Source organism: Microcoleus sp. EPA2 (assembly GCA_020882975.1).
Classification (GTDB): Bacteria; Cyanobacteriota; Cyanobacteriia; order Cyanobacteriales; family Microcoleaceae; genus Microcoleus.
The window spans coordinates 1-17,432 of sequence record JAHRFD010000034.1 but is presented as its reverse complement, the minus strand read 5'-3'; the positions used below and the strand labels follow the sequence as shown (position 1 = coordinate 17,432).

Below are 17,432 nucleotides of genomic sequence, written 5' to 3'. Positions count from 1 at the left end.
AATAACCAATAACAAATGGCGAATGCTAAATCAGTTCCAGGACTAACGGTTTATGAGGTGTGGCGCGATCGCTTTCTGCGAGACAGGCTAGGCCCTACTGTGCAGATTGCTATTTTTTTTGTTTTAACAATTATTATCTATTTTTTCGGTGAAGCCCTCTTTGCTCCCCAGGAGTTTAAAGCTGTTTACCTCTACACGAGTTTTGCTGTAGAGTTAGGTTTAATCATGTGCTTGGTTTTGCAAAAAACTGCGATCGGACAGCGTTACCCTGGTTTGCTATTTTTGGGTTTTTCCTGGTCCTTGACTGTAGTTGTACAGCTTGGATTGGCTTTCGCCAGAGTCGGAGACTTGCCGATTTTAACCTGGAGTTTAGCATTTCTGACCCAGGCTACGCTCATGCCTGTACGTTGGCCTCTGCACCTGATTTCTCAACTCGGTGTTTTGTTGTGCCACATCGCAATCAATTTGGTTTTAAACCTGAGTTTTGCTAGGTATACTCCTTTTCGGATGAGCGGATTTTACTTGTATTTATTTTGGTTTTGTTTTATTTGTGACTTGTCAGTTTACTGGTACGAAATTCTCCAAAAAACAGAGTTTAGCACTCGCCGAGAATTGCAATCTGCTTATCAACAATTGGAGGTGGCGGAAGCGAAGTATCGCAGTATTTTTGAAAATGCTGGTGAGGGTATTTTTCAAAGCACTCCTGATGGCCGCTATATTACTGCTAATCCAGCTTTGGCGAAGATTTTTGGGTACGATTCACCATCGGAGGTGACGGCCAAATTTACTGATATCGGGCATCAGTTGTATCTCGATCGCGATCGCAGGAGTCAGTTTGTGCGAGCGATCGAGGAAAACGGCAGAGTGTCGGATTTTGAGTCTCAAATTTATCGCTCAGATGGGAGCATTGTCTGGATTTCTGAGAATGCTAGGGCGGTGTTCGATAGCAGTGGCTCTGTAGTTTATTATGAAGGTTCCATTCAAGATATCACCCAGCGAAAACAGGCACAATCAGCTCTGAGGCTATTTGTTCACGCTCTTTCTCACGATTTGCGAAACCCTGTGGCGGGAATGTTAATGGTTTTGAAAAATTGGGAAAAAAAATCTGATAAATCTATAGAAATTCCTCGCTCAGTTTTGGAGCGGATGATTAAAGGTAGCGAGCAGCAATTGCGGTTAATCGATTCTTTATTGGAAGTTCATGCTAGCGAATTGCGCGGTTTAGTTTTGCACTGCGAGCGGGTAAATTTGAAGCAGCTAATTGAAGATGCTGCTGCCGATTTGGAGCAGTTAATTCATGAGAATCAAGCTAAGTTTAAAAATTTAGTACCCGATGATTTGCCGGCCGTTTATGGCGATACCACTCAGTTATGGCGGGTTTTTTCTAATTTATTTTCTAACGCTTTAAAACACAATTTTTCCGGGCTAAATGTGACTATTTCCGCTCATGTTATAGATGTAGAAAAAATCACTAAATATCCGGGGGATGTGCCATGGGATACAAAGGAATTTGCCATTAATGATTCCCAAATTTTTACCCTGAATTCCCAATTGTCACTTCTGACTTCTCCCATGAAGATGATTTTATGTGTTGTTCAAGATGATGGGGTGGGAATATCGCCGGAGCAGTGCGAACATCTTTTTGAACTTTATGTTAGAGGCTCACGCTCCCGACAATCTGTTGGTTTAGGTTTAGGGCTCTATCTGTGCCGGCAAATTATTGGGGCTCACGGCGGGAAAATAGGAGTGATTAGCACTCCGGGTGCTGGGGCAATTTTTTGGTTTACTTTGTCGCTAGCTTAAGACGATCGAGGGAGTTTTTGTTTCCTTCACTACATTTAATTCTGACATTTTACCCACTCCGGTAAATTTTCCAGTATCAACCAAATTTATGCCTTCGGACTATTGCCATTAGTATCTAATAGTGATATAGTACCGGGCAAGAATATTTTATTTAAAATAATTCTCAACTTCATATTTTCTTTAGAAAAATCATCTATTTTATCTCAAATATCCTGAAAAACCTGTGTATCCACCACCGTGGAGAGAGTTTTAGATTTGGGATTCTAGATTGAGAATTTGAGACTTTCCCCAGAGATGAAAGCGATCGTTGCCACCAATTTAATGCTGTGTCGCCCAATTTTGAAATGTCAGGATTCTACAAATAGATCTAAATTTCCTTATCTAAAATCTACACATAGTCTCAGCCAAAGAAGCTGTAAAATAAATGAAAAATCTGTTAACTATGTTTGTGTCGCCAAACTCAGAAAATACAGCCCAAAGTGAAGAAGATAAATATAACGAACGCTCGTTTTCCGTATTAACGCGAGCGCTAACTCTTGCTCAAGGTTATTTTTCCTTTGTTTTAGTTCACTGCAACTCCATGACTTTGCGGCAACAAATAGTCGATCGACTGCAAGCCAATTCTGCCATCAAACCCCGGCAACTGCTATTGCCAAAATCTGCCACAACTCTCTACGCGACAATCATTGCCGAACTAGAAGACCAACAGCCGCCGGCTTTAATGATCCTGGGTATAGAGTCAGTAATAGCGATCGATCGACTACTGGTTTCTACCAACTTATTATGCAGCGAATTCAGCAAAAGTTTTTCCTTTCCCCTAGTTTTTTGGGTGACGGATGAAATCCTGCGAAAAATGATTCGCATCGCCCCAGATTTATACAATCGGATGCCGACAGCCATTAGATTTGTATCGAATAGCGCCGAAAAAAATAATCAGTAGGTATTTAAAGGAGAAAAAGCAAGTTTTAAGTCGAGTGGGCCGCAATTAATTCAGCTACACACTTTTAAACTCTGCTTCCCAAATCGCCACCAATTCCCGCGCCGCTGGGGTTCCCTCTGGAGGAAAATCTGTCAAAAAATCTTTATCACTCCCTAAGTCGTAGGGTCCTTCCTTCAATTCCAGAATCGCAGTATCCTCCGCCAAAGCTACTAGGCTGTGGACAGTACCTTCTGGAAGTTCCACGGCGCGAGTGGGCCCAGCCGCACTGAGTCGGAAAGAATCAATAATTTTACCTTGGTCATTGAAAATAATCATACCCAATTCTCCCTGAAGCACTACAAAAAACTCAAAACCGTTAACTGCTGGAGGACGCAGGTGTCGGTGAGGGCGGACATAGGTCCCCGGCTGCAAGACGTTGACAAACCGCTGCACCTTTTCTGACAAATCGTGGAAATTGTAATTTTGTCGCTGGCGGGGACTGTGACGAGAGTTGGCGGCAACTTCGTCCAACAATTCCTGTGTCAGCAACTTGATGGGAGGGGATTGCACCACAGATATCCTGTATTTAATGGTTTTTCTACAAATCGGCTAGTCTGAGATTAACCTTACCAGCATCTCTTGACCATGAAAATCGCAAATCAGGTGGCGATGGCTTCGACAGTACGTTTGTCAAGTATTTTGAGAACAAGTATTGGGTCGATCGCCCTTGCAACTATTTTAATCAGCAATAGCGCTGTTTCTGCCTCCGAACCGAGATTACCAGCACTGTGGGTTCAGGATACATCACAACAAGTGGAACTGAAAGAAGAAATTCGCGATCGCGTTCAAGAAGAAGTAGACATCGCTTTCGGGCGCACTGCGGTACTGCTAAACGGCATAGTAATTGCCTTAACTTTCTTTCCGACAGCCGCCGGAGTCGCCGCTTGGTTCCTCTGGGCTAAATTGTCCAAGCAGACAACAATTGCTCGTCAAGAAATTGAAAGTCTGCGCTATGATACAATTTCTCAATTAAAACTTTTAATTTCTGATGCTGAAACTATTTTAGGGGAAATTCAACACCAAAGTTTCCAATCAGATGTAGAAACCGACCTCCTCTTACCCGATGCCCAAATTCAAGAATTTGCCCCGGTTAACTACAGTAACTACAAACAGTTATTAACTGCTGGAGATTATGCGAAACAGGGAGATGCTTGTTTCTTTGAAAACCGCTACGAAGATGCGATCGCAGCTTACAACCTTGCCCTACAAATCCAGCCAGATTTAGCAGATACTTGGAATAACCGCGGAGTAGTGCTCACCAGAATGCAGCGATATCCAGAGGCGATCGCCTCCTACGAACAAGCGACTGCAATTCGCCCCAATTATCCAGACGCTTGGAACAACCGAGGAGTGGTGCTGTTGGAATTGCAGCAATACCAAGATGCGATCGCCTGCTACGAACAAGCCATTCAAGCCAAACCAGACTACGCCGATGCTTGGAACAATCGAGGCGTAGCTTTCTCAAAAATGCAGGAATACGAACAGGCCGTAATTTCCTACAATCAAGCCCTACAAATCAAAAATGATTATACTGACGCTTGGAACAATCGGGGCGTAGCACTATCTAAATTACAAAAATACGAAGCCGCCATTGATTCCTATGACAATGCGGCCAAAATTAGACCAGACTTTTACCGAATTTGGTACAATAAAGCTAGATGTTACGCGCTGCAAGGTCAAACTGACTTGGCTATTGAAAATTTAAAACGTGCCTTAAATCTGAATCCCAATTTGTGTAAACAGTTGGCTAAAAATGAAGCTGATTTTGAAAATATTCGTGAATATGAGGCATTTAAACATTTGATAACTAACTAATAAGTCCTAAGATTAAACAAACCACGAAGGCGCTAAGCACAGGAAGTCAGAGAAAGAAGGGAGGGAGTTCTTCCTTCGCGCTCTTAGCGTCTTCGCGGTTCGTTTTACAAATACTTCTGCAACAACAGACCCATTTTTTCCTTAGTAGCCACCGGAACTTTATCTAACGGGGTCAAAATTGCATATTTCAAAGCTGAATGGGACTCGGAAACAGGAGGATTTTCAGTTAGTCTGCGGACTGTTTCTTGAATTACTTTTTGAGCATTTTCGGCATTGCGATGCAAATTGGCGATGACCATTTCTACAGTTACGCTTTCGTGATCGGTATGCCAGCAGTCGTAGTCGGTGACTAAGGCTAAAGTGGCGTAGGCAATTTCCGCTTCTCTGGCTAATTTTGCTTCCGGCAAATTGGTCATCCCGATGACTGTGGCATCCCAACTGCGGTAAAGGTGTGATTCTGCTTTTGTGGAAAATGCGGGGCCTTCCATGCAAACGTAGGTGCCGCCACGGTGCAGGGTGACGTCGGGGAGGTTCAAGGATTCGATCGCCCCTGCTAGCACTTTTGCCAATGCCCCACAAATCGGGTCTCCGAAGGTAATGTGGCCGACAATTCCTTCTCCAAAAAATGTAGAAACTCGACCTTTGGTGCGATCGATAAACTGATCTGGTACTACCATGTCCAAAGGTTTCGCCTCTGCTTTCAGGGAACCAACTGCCGATGCTGAGATTAAATACTCAACTCCCAGACTCTTCATCGCATAAATATTCGCCCGGTACGGCACTTCTGATGGTAAAAAAGTGTGATTGCGGCCGTGTCTTGCCAGAAATGCTACGGGCGTACCGTCCAAGGTGCCAACGATCGCCGCATCCGAAGGCGAGCCAAACGGTGTATCAATTTTTACCTCTTCTACATCCTTGAGGGCATCCATTTTATACAAGCCACTGCCGCCGATGATTCCGATCTTTGCTTGAGCCATAATTTTTACCTGTTTTTGAGGGTTTTACTTAGTGATTTTACCGGGCTGTTGTAAATTTAGTGTCAAGAACGCTAAATATTTAATCACGTCCTTGTCTTGAATACACTACATTGTCACAAACAAGTAGTGATTTAAATCACAACCTTTCTTTACTGAATCTTTAAAAATAAAAATACTGATTTCTGTTATGTATTTTTAGGGTGTAAAACAATGACAGTCAGTTCTACAAGTACCACCAAAATCTCTGTGGAAGCCGTAGCCGAACGAGTCTTGGCTTTCCGTCAAATTACGGCCCTCGACAGAAGGCTCCTCAAGTCAGCCGTGATGAACGGACTCGACCAAAAAGACCACACTCACATCAATCGATTGTGTCAGGCTATACAAAGTGGCTTGGTTTTAGTGGTCGAGTAAATCTGCGGTGTGATTAGACACAAGCTAAAGATACTTAGTGTTTTCAAATATACGCTTGAATCTGCTTGAATTGTGCTAGATCATAATTTATTGCTTTTTTTTCGCCCCTCACTATTTACATTTATCTCAAGTTTTAATTCTGATTACTGAAGGGATATCAACCATTAAAATTCAATAGCCAAAACCCAGTGTAAGTCATCCCACTATCATCGGGTTGCACCAACAAAAAATGTAATCCTTTACTCAACTGCTTACGCTGTTCATAAATTGTAGCGGCCTGTTTCACCTCCTCATCTGCAAAAGTAGCAACCACAAATCTATCTGCTAACCCAGCTTCCAAAATCAACCCATCGGGAGCTCCAGCAAGATAATTTAAACTGAAAGGATTAGCATCCTGAAGCCACCTAGCCAAACGCATCGACTGTCGCCCGCCGTCAATTATCACTCCCGGTACAGGTACTGTTGAGGCCAAGCCCAAATTCAGCGGTAATAACGATGTTGGCATTTCCAAAATTGGCAGGGGACGCCCTGTAAAAGCCTCTACAATATCGCCGGCGGGTAGGGAAGCAAAACGCCAGCTATCGCCCCACAAGTTTTCTGGTAAAGGTAGGGGTGGCGGTGACTCAAGGGCGATCGCACTGTAGGTTTCGCCAGTATAATTAGGCATAGTCGAATAGGCTTTAGCCCGTTCTTGTAGCAGCAATTTCAGGGCCGGGGTGCGGCGAGTAGCTTCTACTTTGATCCCCAAAACTTTGCCCGCAGCTTCGATTAAACTGAGAGATTGAGGTCTAAATACTTGAAGGCGATCGGGCTTTTTTTTTAGTTGAATTTGCTCGTGCAACTGCTGGGCCAGCCAAGTAGAATTAGCTGCCGATTGGCTACAAACAGCGCTAAAAGTAAAATTGCTCGCCCCATCGCAAATCAACAGTTCCCACAGTGCTTTTCCCGCTTCGTCTCGGAGGGGGCGACGGTAAAAATCGGCTTGCCAAATTTGCATAATTACCTTTAAAATTAATTCAACAGTTGTATTATTTTAATCTAAATCTGCAACACTTTAGTCATTTAATCCCGCGAACTAAATACATATCAAGTTCGCCCTTATTTTTAGCAACAATTTTGCCTCGGTGTTCGCATTCAAAAAAATCTTTGACTAATTCAAAGGTAGCATGAGAGATATTTATATTTCCCGGTACCCCGGAAGATTCCATCCGAGATGCGGTATTAACCGTGTCTCCCCACACATCATAGGTAAACTTTTTATTGCCAATTACTCCCGCTAGCAAAGGACCGGAATGAATGCCGATGCGAATATCCCAATAGGGAATGTTTTGAGCAGATTTCTCCTGTTTTCGCAGTTCCATGAACTGAAGAATTTCTAGGGCCGCCTGTACCGATTCAATGGCGTGTGTAGGGCTGGGTTGAGGAATTCCTGATGCACACATATAGCTGTCGCCAATGGTTTTCAATTTTTCCAATCCGTATTTATCCACCACCATATCGAAATAAGAAAAACAATAGTCAAGTTCGTCCACTAACTCTCGCGGTGTCATTTTTTCGGATAATTGAGTAAAGCCTTTGAAATCGGTAAATAAAACCGATACTTCGTCATAATGAACTGGTTCGACTTTGCCGTTAATTTTGAGTTCGTTGGCAATGTCTAGGGGGAGTACATTCAACAGTAGCTTGTCTGATTTTTGTTTCTCGGCCTCAAGTTGGGAATAGAGCCTATTAATCTCTTGGAAGCGTTCAGCATTGCGGATAGCTGAGGATACTTGCAAAGCTAAAAGATAGCCAATCCGTACATCTTCTTGGTTATAACAACGTGGCTTAGTTGTCGCAAAAATAATTGTCCCCAAAGTTTTACCTTCACTTGCCAAAGGAATGATGATTTGGGAGGCGTAGCTAGACAAAACACCAGCAGGAAATCCTTCGTGAATTAGTTGGGGTTGGGCTGTTTTGAAGGCTTTTTTGATGGGGCCATTTTCTGGGAGGCTATTAATATCTAAATTGATGGCTTTGCCAAACAGTGTGGTGCAAGAGTTGATGCTGTGCAGGCAAATGCTACAGTGTTCAAAATCTAGCAGCCATTTGGCTTGCTTGCCTACTACTCGAAAAATTAAATTGATATCGAGAGTGCTGTTAATTGCGGTGGCAATTTCATTGACTGCCGCAATGCGCGTGGACAGAGACTGAGCTTCTGCTAATAAGCTGCGGGCTGTTAGCAACAGTTCTTCGCGGTCTTGATCTTCTAATCGATGACCCATCTTAGGGGCGTGGGACATAGATTACAGAGCATCTATTTCGAGGTCAATAGCATCAGTATATCTGTTGACACTGCTAAACAAATCTGCCGTGGCAATCAATTCAAAAATTTCTCCATCATCTAGTCCTAAATCCCGTAGGTTTTGGTAGTGAGTTGCTGTGAGTTGCTGGGGGTTGATGGCGGCTTGCAAACCAAAGCTGATTACGGCTTTTTCACGAGCGGGCAGGGGGCAGTTGGCAAAGTCTGAAACCAGCAGCCGCAGGACTTCTTCGCTGATTCCCAAAGCTGAGAGTCCGTGGAGGTGAACTTTTAAGGCGTACTCGCTATTATTTGCTTGGGAAATGGCGACTCCGATCATTTCCTTGAGGGTGCGCGGTACGTCTCCTTGGAGAATTGTAGAGCGGAATTTTTTCCAGTTGGCTTCTAATAAGTCTGGGTTGGTGGCCATTGACTTGAACAGGTTGGGTACGATGCCAAACCCCAGTTCTGTCAAGATTTGGTCATATACTGCTTGAGCTTTTGGATCGGTGAGTTGTTCGTATTCTGCGATCGGAAAGTGTGTCATGTTTATAATAATGGTGACTGCGGTTAATCTTCATATAAAACTACGCCTAAATAGCGTAACACAGCTCTCTGGGCGGTATGAGGACGAATTTAGGCTTTAGTGTTGTTGATGGTCAGATGCACCGATTTCTAGGGACTAGGAGTAGTGAATATCAGCTAGCAGGCGGTAGGGTTTTTGCTGCTAGATTCATAAATCTGGGTTAATTATAACTATTGGAAGGTTGAGTAGCTAGGTTAATTGCTGATAAGATCTGGATTTTTGTATTGTTCCAGATTTGGTCAGCATTGTTGTAATTTTTAATAAAAATTGAATAAAATTACGACTTTTGATAGATGGCAAGGTGTTGGCGATAGTGTATGATTTAATGCCGGATAAGGAATTTAGTTTAATGGCTGGCTACTAATTTTTAACTGCGGTTTCGCCTTGGATGTGAGCAAACAAGGTTATGATGGGTAGATTGTAAACTTCTATCCTTGTCGCTGCATTTGCTATGAACCCTGCCCTCACTCAATTTGGCACTCAGATGTCCCACCTCACCGGAGTTAGGGCAATTATGAAAGACATTATTGAAACCCTCAGAGCCGGTAGCGGGCAGGAGTTTATTAATTTGAGTGCCGGCAATCCAGTGATTTTGCCGGAAGTCGAGCAGTTGTGGCGCGATTGTACTGCGGAACTTTTGGCGAGTGCGGAATACGGTGAGGTGGTTTGTCGCTACGGTTCGAGTCAAGGCTATCAGCCGTTGATTGATGCGGTGCGGGATGATTTTAATCGACGCTACGGACTGAGTTTGACCGATCGCAACATCTTGATCACTCCGGGTAGTCAATCGATCTATTTCTACGCAGCCAATGCTTTCGGTGGCTACACCGCACCCCCCCCATCCCCCCCTTACCAAGGGGTGGCAACGACCCCCCCATCCCCCCCTTACCAAGGGGTGGCAACGACCCCCCCATCCCCCCCTTACCAAGGGGTGGCAACGACCCCCCCATCCCCCCCTTACCAAGGGGGGGTGAGGGGGGGTAGCCTCAAACATATTGTTTTGCCATTGAGCCCGGATTATACGGGTTATGGTGGAGTCAGCTTGATTCCCGAAGCCGTAATTGCTTGCAAACCAACTCTGGATATTGATGCGGCTGCTCATCGGTTTAAATATCGCCCGGATTTCAGTCAGTTGTCGATCGATGAAACTTCCGGCTGCGTAATATTTTCTCGTCCCTGCAACCCCACTGGCAATGTTCTCACCGATGATGAAGTGAAGAAAATTGCAGCGATGGCTAGTGTTTTTGATGTGCCAGTTTTGATTGATTCTGCCTACGGGCCTCCGTTCCCAGCTTTGAATTATACTGAGATGACTCCGATTTTTGGTGACAATATTATCCACTGCATGAGTTTGTCGAAAGCGGGATTACCGGGAGAAAGAATCGGAATTGCGATCGGTGATGAAAAGATTATTCAAGTTTTACAATCTTTTCAGACGAATATGTGCATTCACTCGCCGAGATACGGACAGGCGATCGCGGCGCGGGCGATTAATTCTGGAGCTTTGGCTGACATTGGTGTCCATGTCATCCGGCCTTATTATCAAAGTAAATTTGATGTAGTTGAAACAACCCTAGAACAAGCAATGCCGAAAGATTTGCCGTGGTTTTTGCACCGTGGCGAAGGAGCAATCTTTGCGTGGTTGTGGCTGAAAGATTTGCCAATGACAGATTGGGAATTTTATCAACAATTGAAGCAAGTCGGTGTGATTCTCGTACCCGGAAGTTCTTTCTTCCCTGGTTTGCGGGAAGATTGGCGGCACAAGCAGGAGTGTTTGCGGATTAGCTTAACGGCGACTAATCAGGAGATTGAAACTGCGATGAAACGTTTGGCTAAAATGGTGGAAAAAGTCTATCAAGGACAATAGTTTTAATCGCTGTTAAATCAGTTAGGGCAACCGCCTTGGCTGTTAAGGTGGTTTTTTCCCCTAGCGGAGTCGAAGGGAACAAGGAAGAAAGCACCTTGGCGGTTGCTATATCAAATAAAAAATACTCGACTAATTTATCGGTGGGGTATTTTTTTTTAAGCTCAAATTGCCCATGAGTTATGGGATATTCAACAGTCCTGAATTGCTTGTAAAGCTTCTGTTGCTGATGGGTAGCGCTGGGGGAAATCGTACAGTATCATCCGGTCTAAAACCTTAGCAAATTCTGGGCTAACTTGTGCATTTTGCCGCCAGATGAGATTTCCGATATTATCAACTTTGAATTGTTTTGGCTTCATTCCTGTTAAGGCTTGAATGCCGATGATACCGACAGCATAGATGTCGCTGCACAATTTTGGGGAACCGATGGCTTGTTCGGGGGGAATATAATCCTGTTGAGTCCCACCGCGGGATTTCGTTTGAGCGATGTTTTGCTGCCAATTACTAATTTCTTTGACTGAGCCAAAGTCAATTAAGACCATTTTGCCATCGGATGTACGTCTGATTAAGTTTTGAGGGTGAACATCTCGGTGAATTATATCTCGTTGGTGAACAAAAACCAGAATTTCTAGGATGTCTCGCAATAAGGCAATAACTTGATGTTCTTCCCAAGGTTTACCTTCGATCAGTTCTTGAGACAGGGGTTGTCCTTCGATGAATTGATAGACTAAATAAAAATATCCATCTTCTTCAAAACGAGCTAATAATTCCGGGATGCGATCGTGTTGACCTAGGCTATATAAAACTCGCGTTTCTCGATCGAATAAATGGCTGGTTCTGTCAGACTGGCTTTTCAGGCGCTTGACGAGACACAAAGGGCGATCGGGTAAGTTTTCATCTTCGGCGAGATAGGTATCGCTGTACTCGGTACTCACTAAATGTTCGGTGATGCGGTAACGCATCCGCATCAGTTTTTCTAACATCGGATCGCCCGGTTTAAGGGGTTGTCTAACTTGTTGTGATGCTCTCATGATGCAGTCCCAGAGATTTGCTGCAACTACTCTTTCTTCTTGTCCAATAATTTCTGCTTTTCTCAGTACCTTTGTGAGATCTTTCCATAAATTGTAACCGACGTAGCGACTTAGGTAGCCGACTGTGTAACCGCGGGCGATCGGATCGTTTTGCTGAATTTCTTGGTATGTCCAAGACTGTAAAACACCGCGAATTATGGCTTGCTGCAACCGAGTCAATGATTTTTTGGTTGATTTTTCTACCAAATTGTCCACAAGATTAATGGCTTCTTCTATGGTCATAGCTTTAGCTGTTTAGTGATTTGTAGGCTATACTTTTTTTCCTAAAATAGCAATTTTCAATAGAGCGGGTATAACTTTTTATATCGATTCCGGTTGTATCGGAATTGTTTAACCGCAGAGTACGCAGAGGAAGCAGAGTAGGGGGAGAGACAGATGAATGGTTCCCAAATCAAGGGATTTGATATTACTTGTCCATCACCAAGTATGGATTGCTTTGCGATCGGACAAATGAAAATCGCTATGTTTAAGTTATACATGATTTAACTTAATTTTGATATTTTGTCCCTTTTTTGAAATATATTTTTACAAATATGAGTTTTATGACTTTAAAGTTATGACTTTTATGAATTGACATTATCAGTAGTTTCGACAACTATATCAATTACAAGTTTTCACGACGAAAGAGATTCGCGATCGCCAATTTAACTATAGCCAATTTAACCAGAATCTGAAGAAGGAAGAAGGAAGAAGGAAGAAAGACCTTCGACACTTATAAACTGATACACTTCGACTACGCTCAGTCTCCAATTCCCCATTCCCAATTACCAATTCCCAATTCCCCAATTCCCCATTCCCAACTATTTAATCTTATTCACATAGCCCCACAAACTGTAATCTCGACTCAGCCAACCCCGGAAAAAAACCATCTGACTAGGGTCTTCTTGCACCCGTTTGTATCGATAAATAATCCGTTCATTAATCATTTGCAAAGCGGTATTTCTGTTGTTTGCATTTTTGAGTGCTTCCTTGGTGCGGCCATCAAAAATCCCCGTTTGTGGCAATCCTAACGCTTGTTGAAGAAAGGTAATGGAGTTGTTGATTCCAAAGTTAACCGCCGTGTCAAACATGACGATCGCCAAAGTTGGGTGCATTGTTCCCGAAAGACTCGAATCCCAATAATATTTATAAATTTCTAGGAGCTCTGCTTCCGACATCTGCGTCACATCTAGGGGTGGCAGCCCCCGACTGTATCGGTAAGCATTATATTCGGTTTGCAGAATCCCTCGATAAGTTCTGCCACCCTTGTCTGCGGGGTGATCGCTGAACCCGCCCTCAAAATATAGGGTAAAGTAAAGGGCTGTTTGAAATATTTTCTGCCGAAAGTTGGCTGTCTGCTGCTGTGCCACCGTCTTTTGGGCAAAGGGCAAGGGAATTGCCAGACTTAACAAAAGTAAGCCCAGTAGGAGGTTTGGTCTCCACTTAATTTGCTGTTGACGCTGTGTTCTTTGCTTGTCGTTCATAAATTCCCTGTCCGATCGCCCGTAATTCCGCTAAAACTGCTACTGTGCAAAATAATATAGATTCAACCTTTAACTTGATAGCACAGATAGGCAGCGAAGATGAATCCCGATTTCCACAATCAGTCTGAAACACCCAAATTGGAAGATGCTGCATCTCTGACAATCCTGGCAGAAAAATATTACTCTCAAGGTAATTTAGCAGAAGCCATTGCCACTTGTCGCGTCGCACTGGAATTACAACCGGATTGGGCTCCAGCTTACGTGACAATGGGTAACGTCCACCAAGCCAACGGGCAACTTGATGAGGCGATGCGGCTGTATTCTGAGGCGATCGCCCTGAATCCCGACTTTGCCGAGGCCTATGCTAATTTGGGGAGTATGCTCTACAAACAAGGGCTGTTTGTAGAGGCGATTGTCAATTACGAAAAGGCGATCGTCCTCAAACCGGATTTAGCGCCAGCTTACTGGAATTTGGCACTCACACTCAAGCAGCAAGGGCAATTTGATGCGGCGCTTTCCTACGAGCAAAAAGCTCTCGAACTCAAGCCCGATCTGGCTGAGGTAGATTTTAACTTAGATTTGGGAGATAAATTGGCGGGGGAAGGTAAGCTGGATGAGGCTGTGGCTGCTTGGCAACGGGCGATCGACCTCAAGCCGGATTTACCAGAAGCATACTGTCAAATAGGCATAGTTTTGCGCTATCAAGGCCAATTAAAAGAAGCAATTCCCTATCTGGAAAAAGCCCTAGAAATTAAACCAGATTTTATTCCCGCTCACCAACATTTGTGTGCCATTCTCAGAGATACCAGCGATTTATCTCAGGCGCGGCAAGCCGTTCACAGATACAGTCAAATGTGCGGTGAAAACGATCCAATTATGACTGCAATTTACTTCGTCAGTACCTATCAAGTGTCGGGGCTGAATCAAATTGCTAAAGATAGATTTTTAGAACTAGAATCTTACTTGGAGCAAAACTTAGACACAGTTAAAGCAGTTGAAATTAAATCGCTGTATGCCAATTTCTTGTTTAGTACGCCCTATTTGCGAGATGATGTAGCAGCCAACTCTTACCTTTACCGAAGAATTGCCCAAAAGTATATCGACCAATGTATCAAACCTAATTTTCCCCAAGTCACTCATTACAGTCTAAAAACAACGGCAAGCCCAGGTAAACTAAAAATTGGGTGTTTGTCCAATCACTTCCGTCGCCATTCTGTAGGTTGGTGCAGTGCTGACATCCTTCGCGAATTGTCGGCGATCGCACCGAATTTACATTTGTACGCTTCCGAAAGAATTGTTCCTGATGACCAAACCCAAAATTTTGAAAGTTTTGGCAAACTAACGTTGCCCAAAACTTTTCCCAACGGAATGTCTAATTCCTCAGAAATTATCGCTCAAATTAGAAGTGATAATTTAGACATTTTAATTGATTTAGATTCTCTCAGCGTACCAATTCATGCTGATATTCTCTACGCCAAACCCGCAGTAGCTTGTGTGTCTTGGTTAGGATTTGATGCTGCTTACATATCACCCGAAAATTATTTTCTGTCTGATTGGCACTCGCACCCAGCAGGTAGGGAAAAATATTATGAAGAGCAGCTAATTAGGATGCCTGATTCCTTTGTGGCAGTCTCAGGTTTTAAAAGGTACGGAGTCAATCCGGTAGCCTTGAGAAGGTCGAATCGGATTGGTTTAGACCAGATAGTTTACCTGTGTGTCGCTCCGGGGAGAAAATTTAATTCCGAGTTGGTGAAAGCACAGGTAGCTATTCTTAAACAAGTGCCAAATAGTGTGTTAATTCACAAAGCTTTAGGCGATAATGCGGTGTTTCAAGCTGCTTATCACCAGGTTTGCGAAACAGAAGGAGTTAGCAAGCACCGGATTAAGTTTTTGCCACGGGTTGCTACGGAAGAAGAACATAGAATTGTATATCTGCTCGCCGATGTTTTGTTAGATTCTTATCCTTATAATGGTGGAACTCACACCTTAGAGGCTTTGTGGTTTAATTTGCCTGTGGTTACTCGAATTGGAGAGCAGTTTTTATCGAGAATGGGTTATTCGTTTTTGCAGGCTTTGGGAATTACCACTGGGATGGCTTGGTCTTGGGAGGAATATGTGGAATTCGGGGTAAAAGTAGGTCAAGATAGTGAATTACGAAACGGGGTGAAAGCGCAGTTGGCTAATTCTAAAAAAGCCGAAAATTTGTCGCCATTGTGGAACCCTAAAAAATTTGCTGGAGATATGTACGCACTGTTTGAAAAACTGTGTAAAATATAGATTTAATCTCACATATCCAGTCTTTATATCTGATGGCTTTACCAACTATTAAGTTTCTAAAACAGCCGACTTCCCAAGATTGGGTACAACAGGCGATCGCCAATTTAGATACTATCTTATTAGATCATTCTCACTGCGAGCGTAAGGCGGCCGGGGTAGCATTGAATTTAATGTTTCGCTACCCGGCTCATGCTAAATTGGTGAGGATGTTAACGGCGATCGCCCGCGAAGAATTAGAGCATTTTGAGCAAGTCAATCAGCACTTGGAAAAACGTAACATTGCTTTGGGCCCCTTGGGGGCTCCTCCCTACGGTGCCGGTTTGTCTAGCCAAATTCGGAAGCAAGAACCGGATCGACTTTTGGATTCTTTGCTGGTTTCTGGTTTAATCGAAGCGCGGAGTCACGAACGGCTGGGACTGCTGGCAGATAGTTGTGTCGATGGAGAATTAGCTAAATTTTACCGCAGTTTGATGGTTTCGGAAGCTCGCCATTATGGTGTATATTGGATTTTGGCAACAACTTATTTCGCTCGCTCTGTTGTCGATCGGCGGCTGGAGCAATTATCCTTAGTTGAGAGCGAGTTGCTCGCAACCCTTCATCCAGAACCGAGAATTCATAGCTAAATATAGGGTGTATTAAAATGCTGTAACACACAAATTTATGGCAATTTTACTTAGTTTCTAAAGTGACTAAAAAATATGATTTACGAAAACCAATGAAAACCCAATATCATGATTTTTTAATTCGTTCCTGGGAAACACGCGACCGGGCTGATGCTTTTCATGTAATTCGGGATGTCTTATTGGAGTACGGTTTAAGATCCGAGCCTTTCGGAGCCGATCGAGATGTGTATGATGTAGAATTACATTATCATGCCAAAGGTGGAGAATTTTGGGTGGTAGAACGGGAAGGAGAAATCGTAGGAACGGCTGCATACTATCCCATTGAACGAGGCAATAATGCTGTGGAAATTCGCAAAATGTATATTTTGCCGGCAGCCAGGGGACAGGGCTTAGGAAAATTTTTACTGCAACAATTAGAAAGTAAAATTGCTAGTTGTGGCTTTGATGAAATCTGGGTCGAAACTGCTAGCGTTCTCAAGGAAGCTGTTAATATGTATGAAAAAAACGGATATCAACCGACAACTGGTGTAGAGACGCAAAGGTGTGATCGGGTTTACAAAAAAGTAATCAAACCAGAAATAAAAGAATAAAAAAATCAGGCCTAGGCAACTCCGGCCACAAATCGGAATTATTAAACTCTCTCTTGTCTTCCTTCGCGCCTTCGCGGTTAATATCAATTCCAGTTGTATTGGAATGATTGGAGTTTAGACTAAGCAGGTCAAAAAGTGCGATCGGGGTTTACAGCAAACGTTATGGTATCGAAGCAATGTTTAAAGACTGTAAAACTGGAGGATATAACCTAGAAGGGTGTCAAGCATCACCGGATAAATTGATTGCTTTAATGATTTTAATCGCCTTAGCCATGACTTCGGCGTGGTTAAAAGGGAAAAGAACTCAGCTTCAAGGACAAGAAAAACATGTATGTCGTCCTCAAGAAAAAGGTAGAAGTAGAAGAAGACATAGCAAGTTTTGGATTAGTTTATATGGCGAAAATTGGTTAATTGCCAATGACTGCTGTTGGGATTGGGTAGAGTCCATGATGAATTTAGTTCGCAATAAGCAGCCATTTTACCAGAGGGGGCTAAGAGCTAGAAAGCTCATTGAGCAACCGCTTTAGCCTCGTTGTCGCCCCCTGAAGGGATTATGTGTTGTAAAAGAATCCCAGGCATCGAGCTATTTTCTCAGGCAGTGACCCGCCAAATATCTTCGCCACCGCAGCGTTTAACAACCGAGTTCGGGATGGAATCGGAGTGGTGCCACTG

Annotated in this window: 16 protein-coding genes and 1 rRNA gene; 9 read left to right on the top strand and 8 right to left on the bottom strand. The window is 43.5% G+C overall.

The genetic code is table 11. The annotated features are described in order from the left end of the window. Positions 1–15 precede the first annotated feature (15 nt). Both AAFP14_RS22750 and AAFP14_RS22745 read left to right on the top strand, forming a co-directional pair. Positions 16–1,803, top strand: coding sequence for a sensor histidine kinase (locus tag AAFP14_RS22750; RefSeq protein WP_341734466.1), 1,788 nt, complete (start codon positions 16–18; stop codon positions 1,801–1,803). A gap of 424 nt (positions 1,804–2,227) precedes the next feature. Continuing rightward, the gene (locus AAFP14_RS22745; protein ID WP_341734465.1) at positions 2,228–2,743 is read left to right on the top strand and encodes a hypothetical protein; all 516 of its coding nucleotides are present in this window, start codon (positions 2,228–2,230) and stop codon (positions 2,741–2,743) included. Positions 2,744–2,797: 54 nt separating this feature from the next. On the opposite strand, the gene AAFP14_RS22740 is transcribed toward AAFP14_RS22745, so the two are convergent. Continuing rightward, positions 2,798–3,295: a WbuC family cupin fold metalloprotein gene (locus AAFP14_RS22740; protein WP_341734464.1), complete on the bottom strand. Its 498-nt coding sequence runs from the start codon at positions 3,293–3,295 to the stop codon at positions 2,798–2,800. A gap of 72 nt (positions 3,296–3,367) precedes the next feature. Between AAFP14_RS22740 and AAFP14_RS22735 the strand changes: the two genes are divergently transcribed. Further along, positions 3,368–4,597, top strand: a complete 1,230-nt coding sequence (locus AAFP14_RS22735; protein WP_341734463.1) for a tetratricopeptide repeat protein — start codon at positions 3,368–3,370, stop codon at positions 4,595–4,597. Between the two features lie 104 nt (positions 4,598–4,701). On the opposite strand, the gene AAFP14_RS22730 is transcribed toward AAFP14_RS22735, so the two are convergent. Continuing rightward, entirely contained in the window at positions 4,702–5,574 is an 873-nt protein-coding gene (locus tag AAFP14_RS22730) for an S-methyl-5'-thioadenosine phosphorylase (protein ID WP_341734462.1), read from the bottom strand. A 210-nt stretch (positions 5,575–5,784) separates the two neighbouring features. Between AAFP14_RS22730 and AAFP14_RS22725 the strand changes: the two genes are divergently transcribed. Next, entirely contained in the window at positions 5,785–5,985 is a 201-nt protein-coding gene (locus tag AAFP14_RS22725) for a hypothetical protein (protein WP_341734461.1), read from the top strand. Positions 5,986–6,142: 157 nt separating this feature from the next. Here AAFP14_RS22725 and AAFP14_RS22720 read toward each other — a convergent pair whose 3' ends face one another. From AAFP14_RS22720 to AAFP14_RS22710, 3 genes are all read right to left on the bottom strand, one after another. After that, complete coding sequence (locus AAFP14_RS22720) at positions 6,143–6,982, bottom strand: Tab2/Atab2 family RNA-binding protein (RefSeq protein ID WP_341734460.1); 840 nt, start codon at positions 6,980–6,982, stop codon at positions 6,143–6,145. 61 nt (positions 6,983–7,043) lie between these two features. Then, positions 7,044–8,267, bottom strand: coding sequence for an adenylate/guanylate cyclase domain-containing protein (locus AAFP14_RS22715; RefSeq protein ID WP_341734459.1), 1,224 nt, complete (start codon positions 8,265–8,267; stop codon positions 7,044–7,046). Positions 8,268–8,270: 3 nt separating this feature from the next. Next, the gene (locus AAFP14_RS22710; protein WP_341734458.1) at positions 8,271–8,813 is read right to left on the bottom strand and encodes a carboxymuconolactone decarboxylase family protein; all 543 of its coding nucleotides are present in this window, start codon (positions 8,811–8,813) and stop codon (positions 8,271–8,273) included. A gap of 490 nt (positions 8,814–9,303) precedes the next feature. Here AAFP14_RS22710 and AAFP14_RS22705 point away from each other — a divergent pair, with 490 nt between their 5' ends. Continuing rightward, positions 9,304–10,719 (top strand): valine--pyruvate transaminase, encoded by a 1,416-nt coding sequence (locus tag AAFP14_RS22705; protein ID WP_341734457.1) that lies wholly within the window; start codon positions 9,304–9,306, stop codon positions 10,717–10,719. Between the two features lie 188 nt (positions 10,720–10,907). Here the strand turns inward: AAFP14_RS22705 and AAFP14_RS22700 are convergent, their stop codons facing one another. Together AAFP14_RS22700 and AAFP14_RS22695 are read right to left on the bottom strand one after the other, a co-directional pair. Next, positions 10,908–12,029 carry a serine/threonine-protein kinase gene (locus AAFP14_RS22700; RefSeq protein ID WP_341734456.1) on the bottom strand — a complete coding sequence of 374 codons (1,122 nt, stop codon included), beginning with the start codon at positions 12,027–12,029 and terminating at the stop codon, positions 10,908–10,910. A 578-nt stretch (positions 12,030–12,607) separates the two neighbouring features. Continuing rightward, positions 12,608–13,270 (bottom strand): glycoside hydrolase family 108 protein, encoded by a 663-nt coding sequence (locus tag AAFP14_RS22695; protein ID WP_341734455.1) that lies wholly within the window; start codon positions 13,268–13,270, stop codon positions 12,608–12,610. Between the two features lie 99 nt (positions 13,271–13,369). Between AAFP14_RS22695 and AAFP14_RS22690 the strand changes: the two genes are divergently transcribed. The 4 genes from AAFP14_RS22690 (at position 13,370) to AAFP14_RS22675 (ending at position 17,287) form a co-directional block, all read left to right on the top strand. Continuing rightward, positions 13,370–15,547, top strand: a complete 2,178-nt coding sequence (locus AAFP14_RS22690; protein ID WP_341734454.1) for an O-linked N-acetylglucosamine transferase, SPINDLY family protein — start codon at positions 13,370–13,372, stop codon at positions 15,545–15,547. A gap of 32 nt (positions 15,548–15,579) precedes the next feature. After that, on the top strand, positions 15,580–16,170 hold the full coding sequence (locus tag AAFP14_RS22685; protein WP_341734453.1) for a MiaE family protein: 591 nt from the start codon (positions 15,580–15,582) through the stop codon (positions 16,168–16,170). A 92-nt stretch (positions 16,171–16,262) separates the two neighbouring features. After that, positions 16,263–16,760: a GNAT family N-acetyltransferase gene (locus tag AAFP14_RS22680; RefSeq protein ID WP_341734452.1), complete on the top strand. Its 498-nt coding sequence runs from the start codon at positions 16,263–16,265 to the stop codon at positions 16,758–16,760. Positions 16,761–16,867: 107 nt separating this feature from the next. After that, on the top strand, positions 16,868–17,287 hold the full coding sequence (locus tag AAFP14_RS22675) for a hypothetical protein (protein WP_341734451.1): 420 nt from the start codon (positions 16,868–16,870) through the stop codon (positions 17,285–17,287). Positions 17,288–17,330: 43 nt separating this feature from the next. Here AAFP14_RS22675 and rrf read toward each other — a convergent pair. After that, positions 17,331–17,432: ribosomal RNA gene (gene rrf / locus AAFP14_RS22670) — 5S ribosomal RNA — on the bottom strand; the annotation flags it as partial.

What these genes read in the sequence shown, in the direction of transcription:
- AAFP14_RS22705 (WP_341734457.1), top strand. Translation starts at nt 9,304, where the DNA reads ATGAACCCTGCCCTCACTCAATTTGGCACTCAGATGTCCCACCTCACC.
- AAFP14_RS22750 (WP_341734466.1), top strand. Translation starts at nt 16, where the DNA reads ATGGCGAATGCTAAATCAGTTCCAGGACTAACGGTTTATGAGGTGTGG.
- AAFP14_RS22725 (WP_341734461.1), top strand. Translation starts at nt 5,785, where the DNA reads ATGACAGTCAGTTCTACAAGTACCACCAAAATCTCTGTGGAAGCCGTA.
- AAFP14_RS22720 (WP_341734460.1), bottom strand. Translation starts at nt 6,982, where the DNA reads ATGCAAATTTGGCAAGCCGATTTTTACCGTCGCCCCCTCCGAGACGAA.
- AAFP14_RS22680 (WP_341734452.1), top strand. Translation starts at nt 16,263, where the DNA reads ATGAAAACCCAATATCATGATTTTTTAATTCGTTCCTGGGAAACACGC.
- AAFP14_RS22710 (WP_341734458.1), bottom strand. Translation starts at nt 8,813, where the DNA reads ATGACACACTTTCCGATCGCAGAATACGAACAACTCACCGATCCAAAA.
- AAFP14_RS22700 (WP_341734456.1), bottom strand. Translation starts at nt 12,029, where the DNA reads ATGACCATAGAAGAAGCCATTAATCTTGTGGACAATTTGGTAGAAAAA.
- AAFP14_RS22735 (WP_341734463.1), top strand. Translation starts at nt 3,368, where the DNA reads ATGAAAATCGCAAATCAGGTGGCGATGGCTTCGACAGTACGTTTGTCA.
- AAFP14_RS22745 (WP_341734465.1), top strand. Translation starts at nt 2,228, where the DNA reads ATGAAAAATCTGTTAACTATGTTTGTGTCGCCAAACTCAGAAAATACA.
- AAFP14_RS22685 (WP_341734453.1), top strand. Translation starts at nt 15,580, where the DNA reads ATGGCTTTACCAACTATTAAGTTTCTAAAACAGCCGACTTCCCAAGAT.
- AAFP14_RS22730 (WP_341734462.1), bottom strand. Translation starts at nt 5,574, where the DNA reads ATGGCTCAAGCAAAGATCGGAATCATCGGCGGCAGTGGCTTGTATAAA.
- AAFP14_RS22690 (WP_341734454.1), top strand. Translation starts at nt 13,370, where the DNA reads ATGAATCCCGATTTCCACAATCAGTCTGAAACACCCAAATTGGAAGAT.
- AAFP14_RS22715 (WP_341734459.1), bottom strand. Translation starts at nt 8,267, where the DNA reads ATGTCCCACGCCCCTAAGATGGGTCATCGATTAGAAGATCAAGACCGC.
- AAFP14_RS22695 (WP_341734455.1), bottom strand. Translation starts at nt 13,270, where the DNA reads ATGAACGACAAGCAAAGAACACAGCGTCAACAGCAAATTAAGTGGAGA.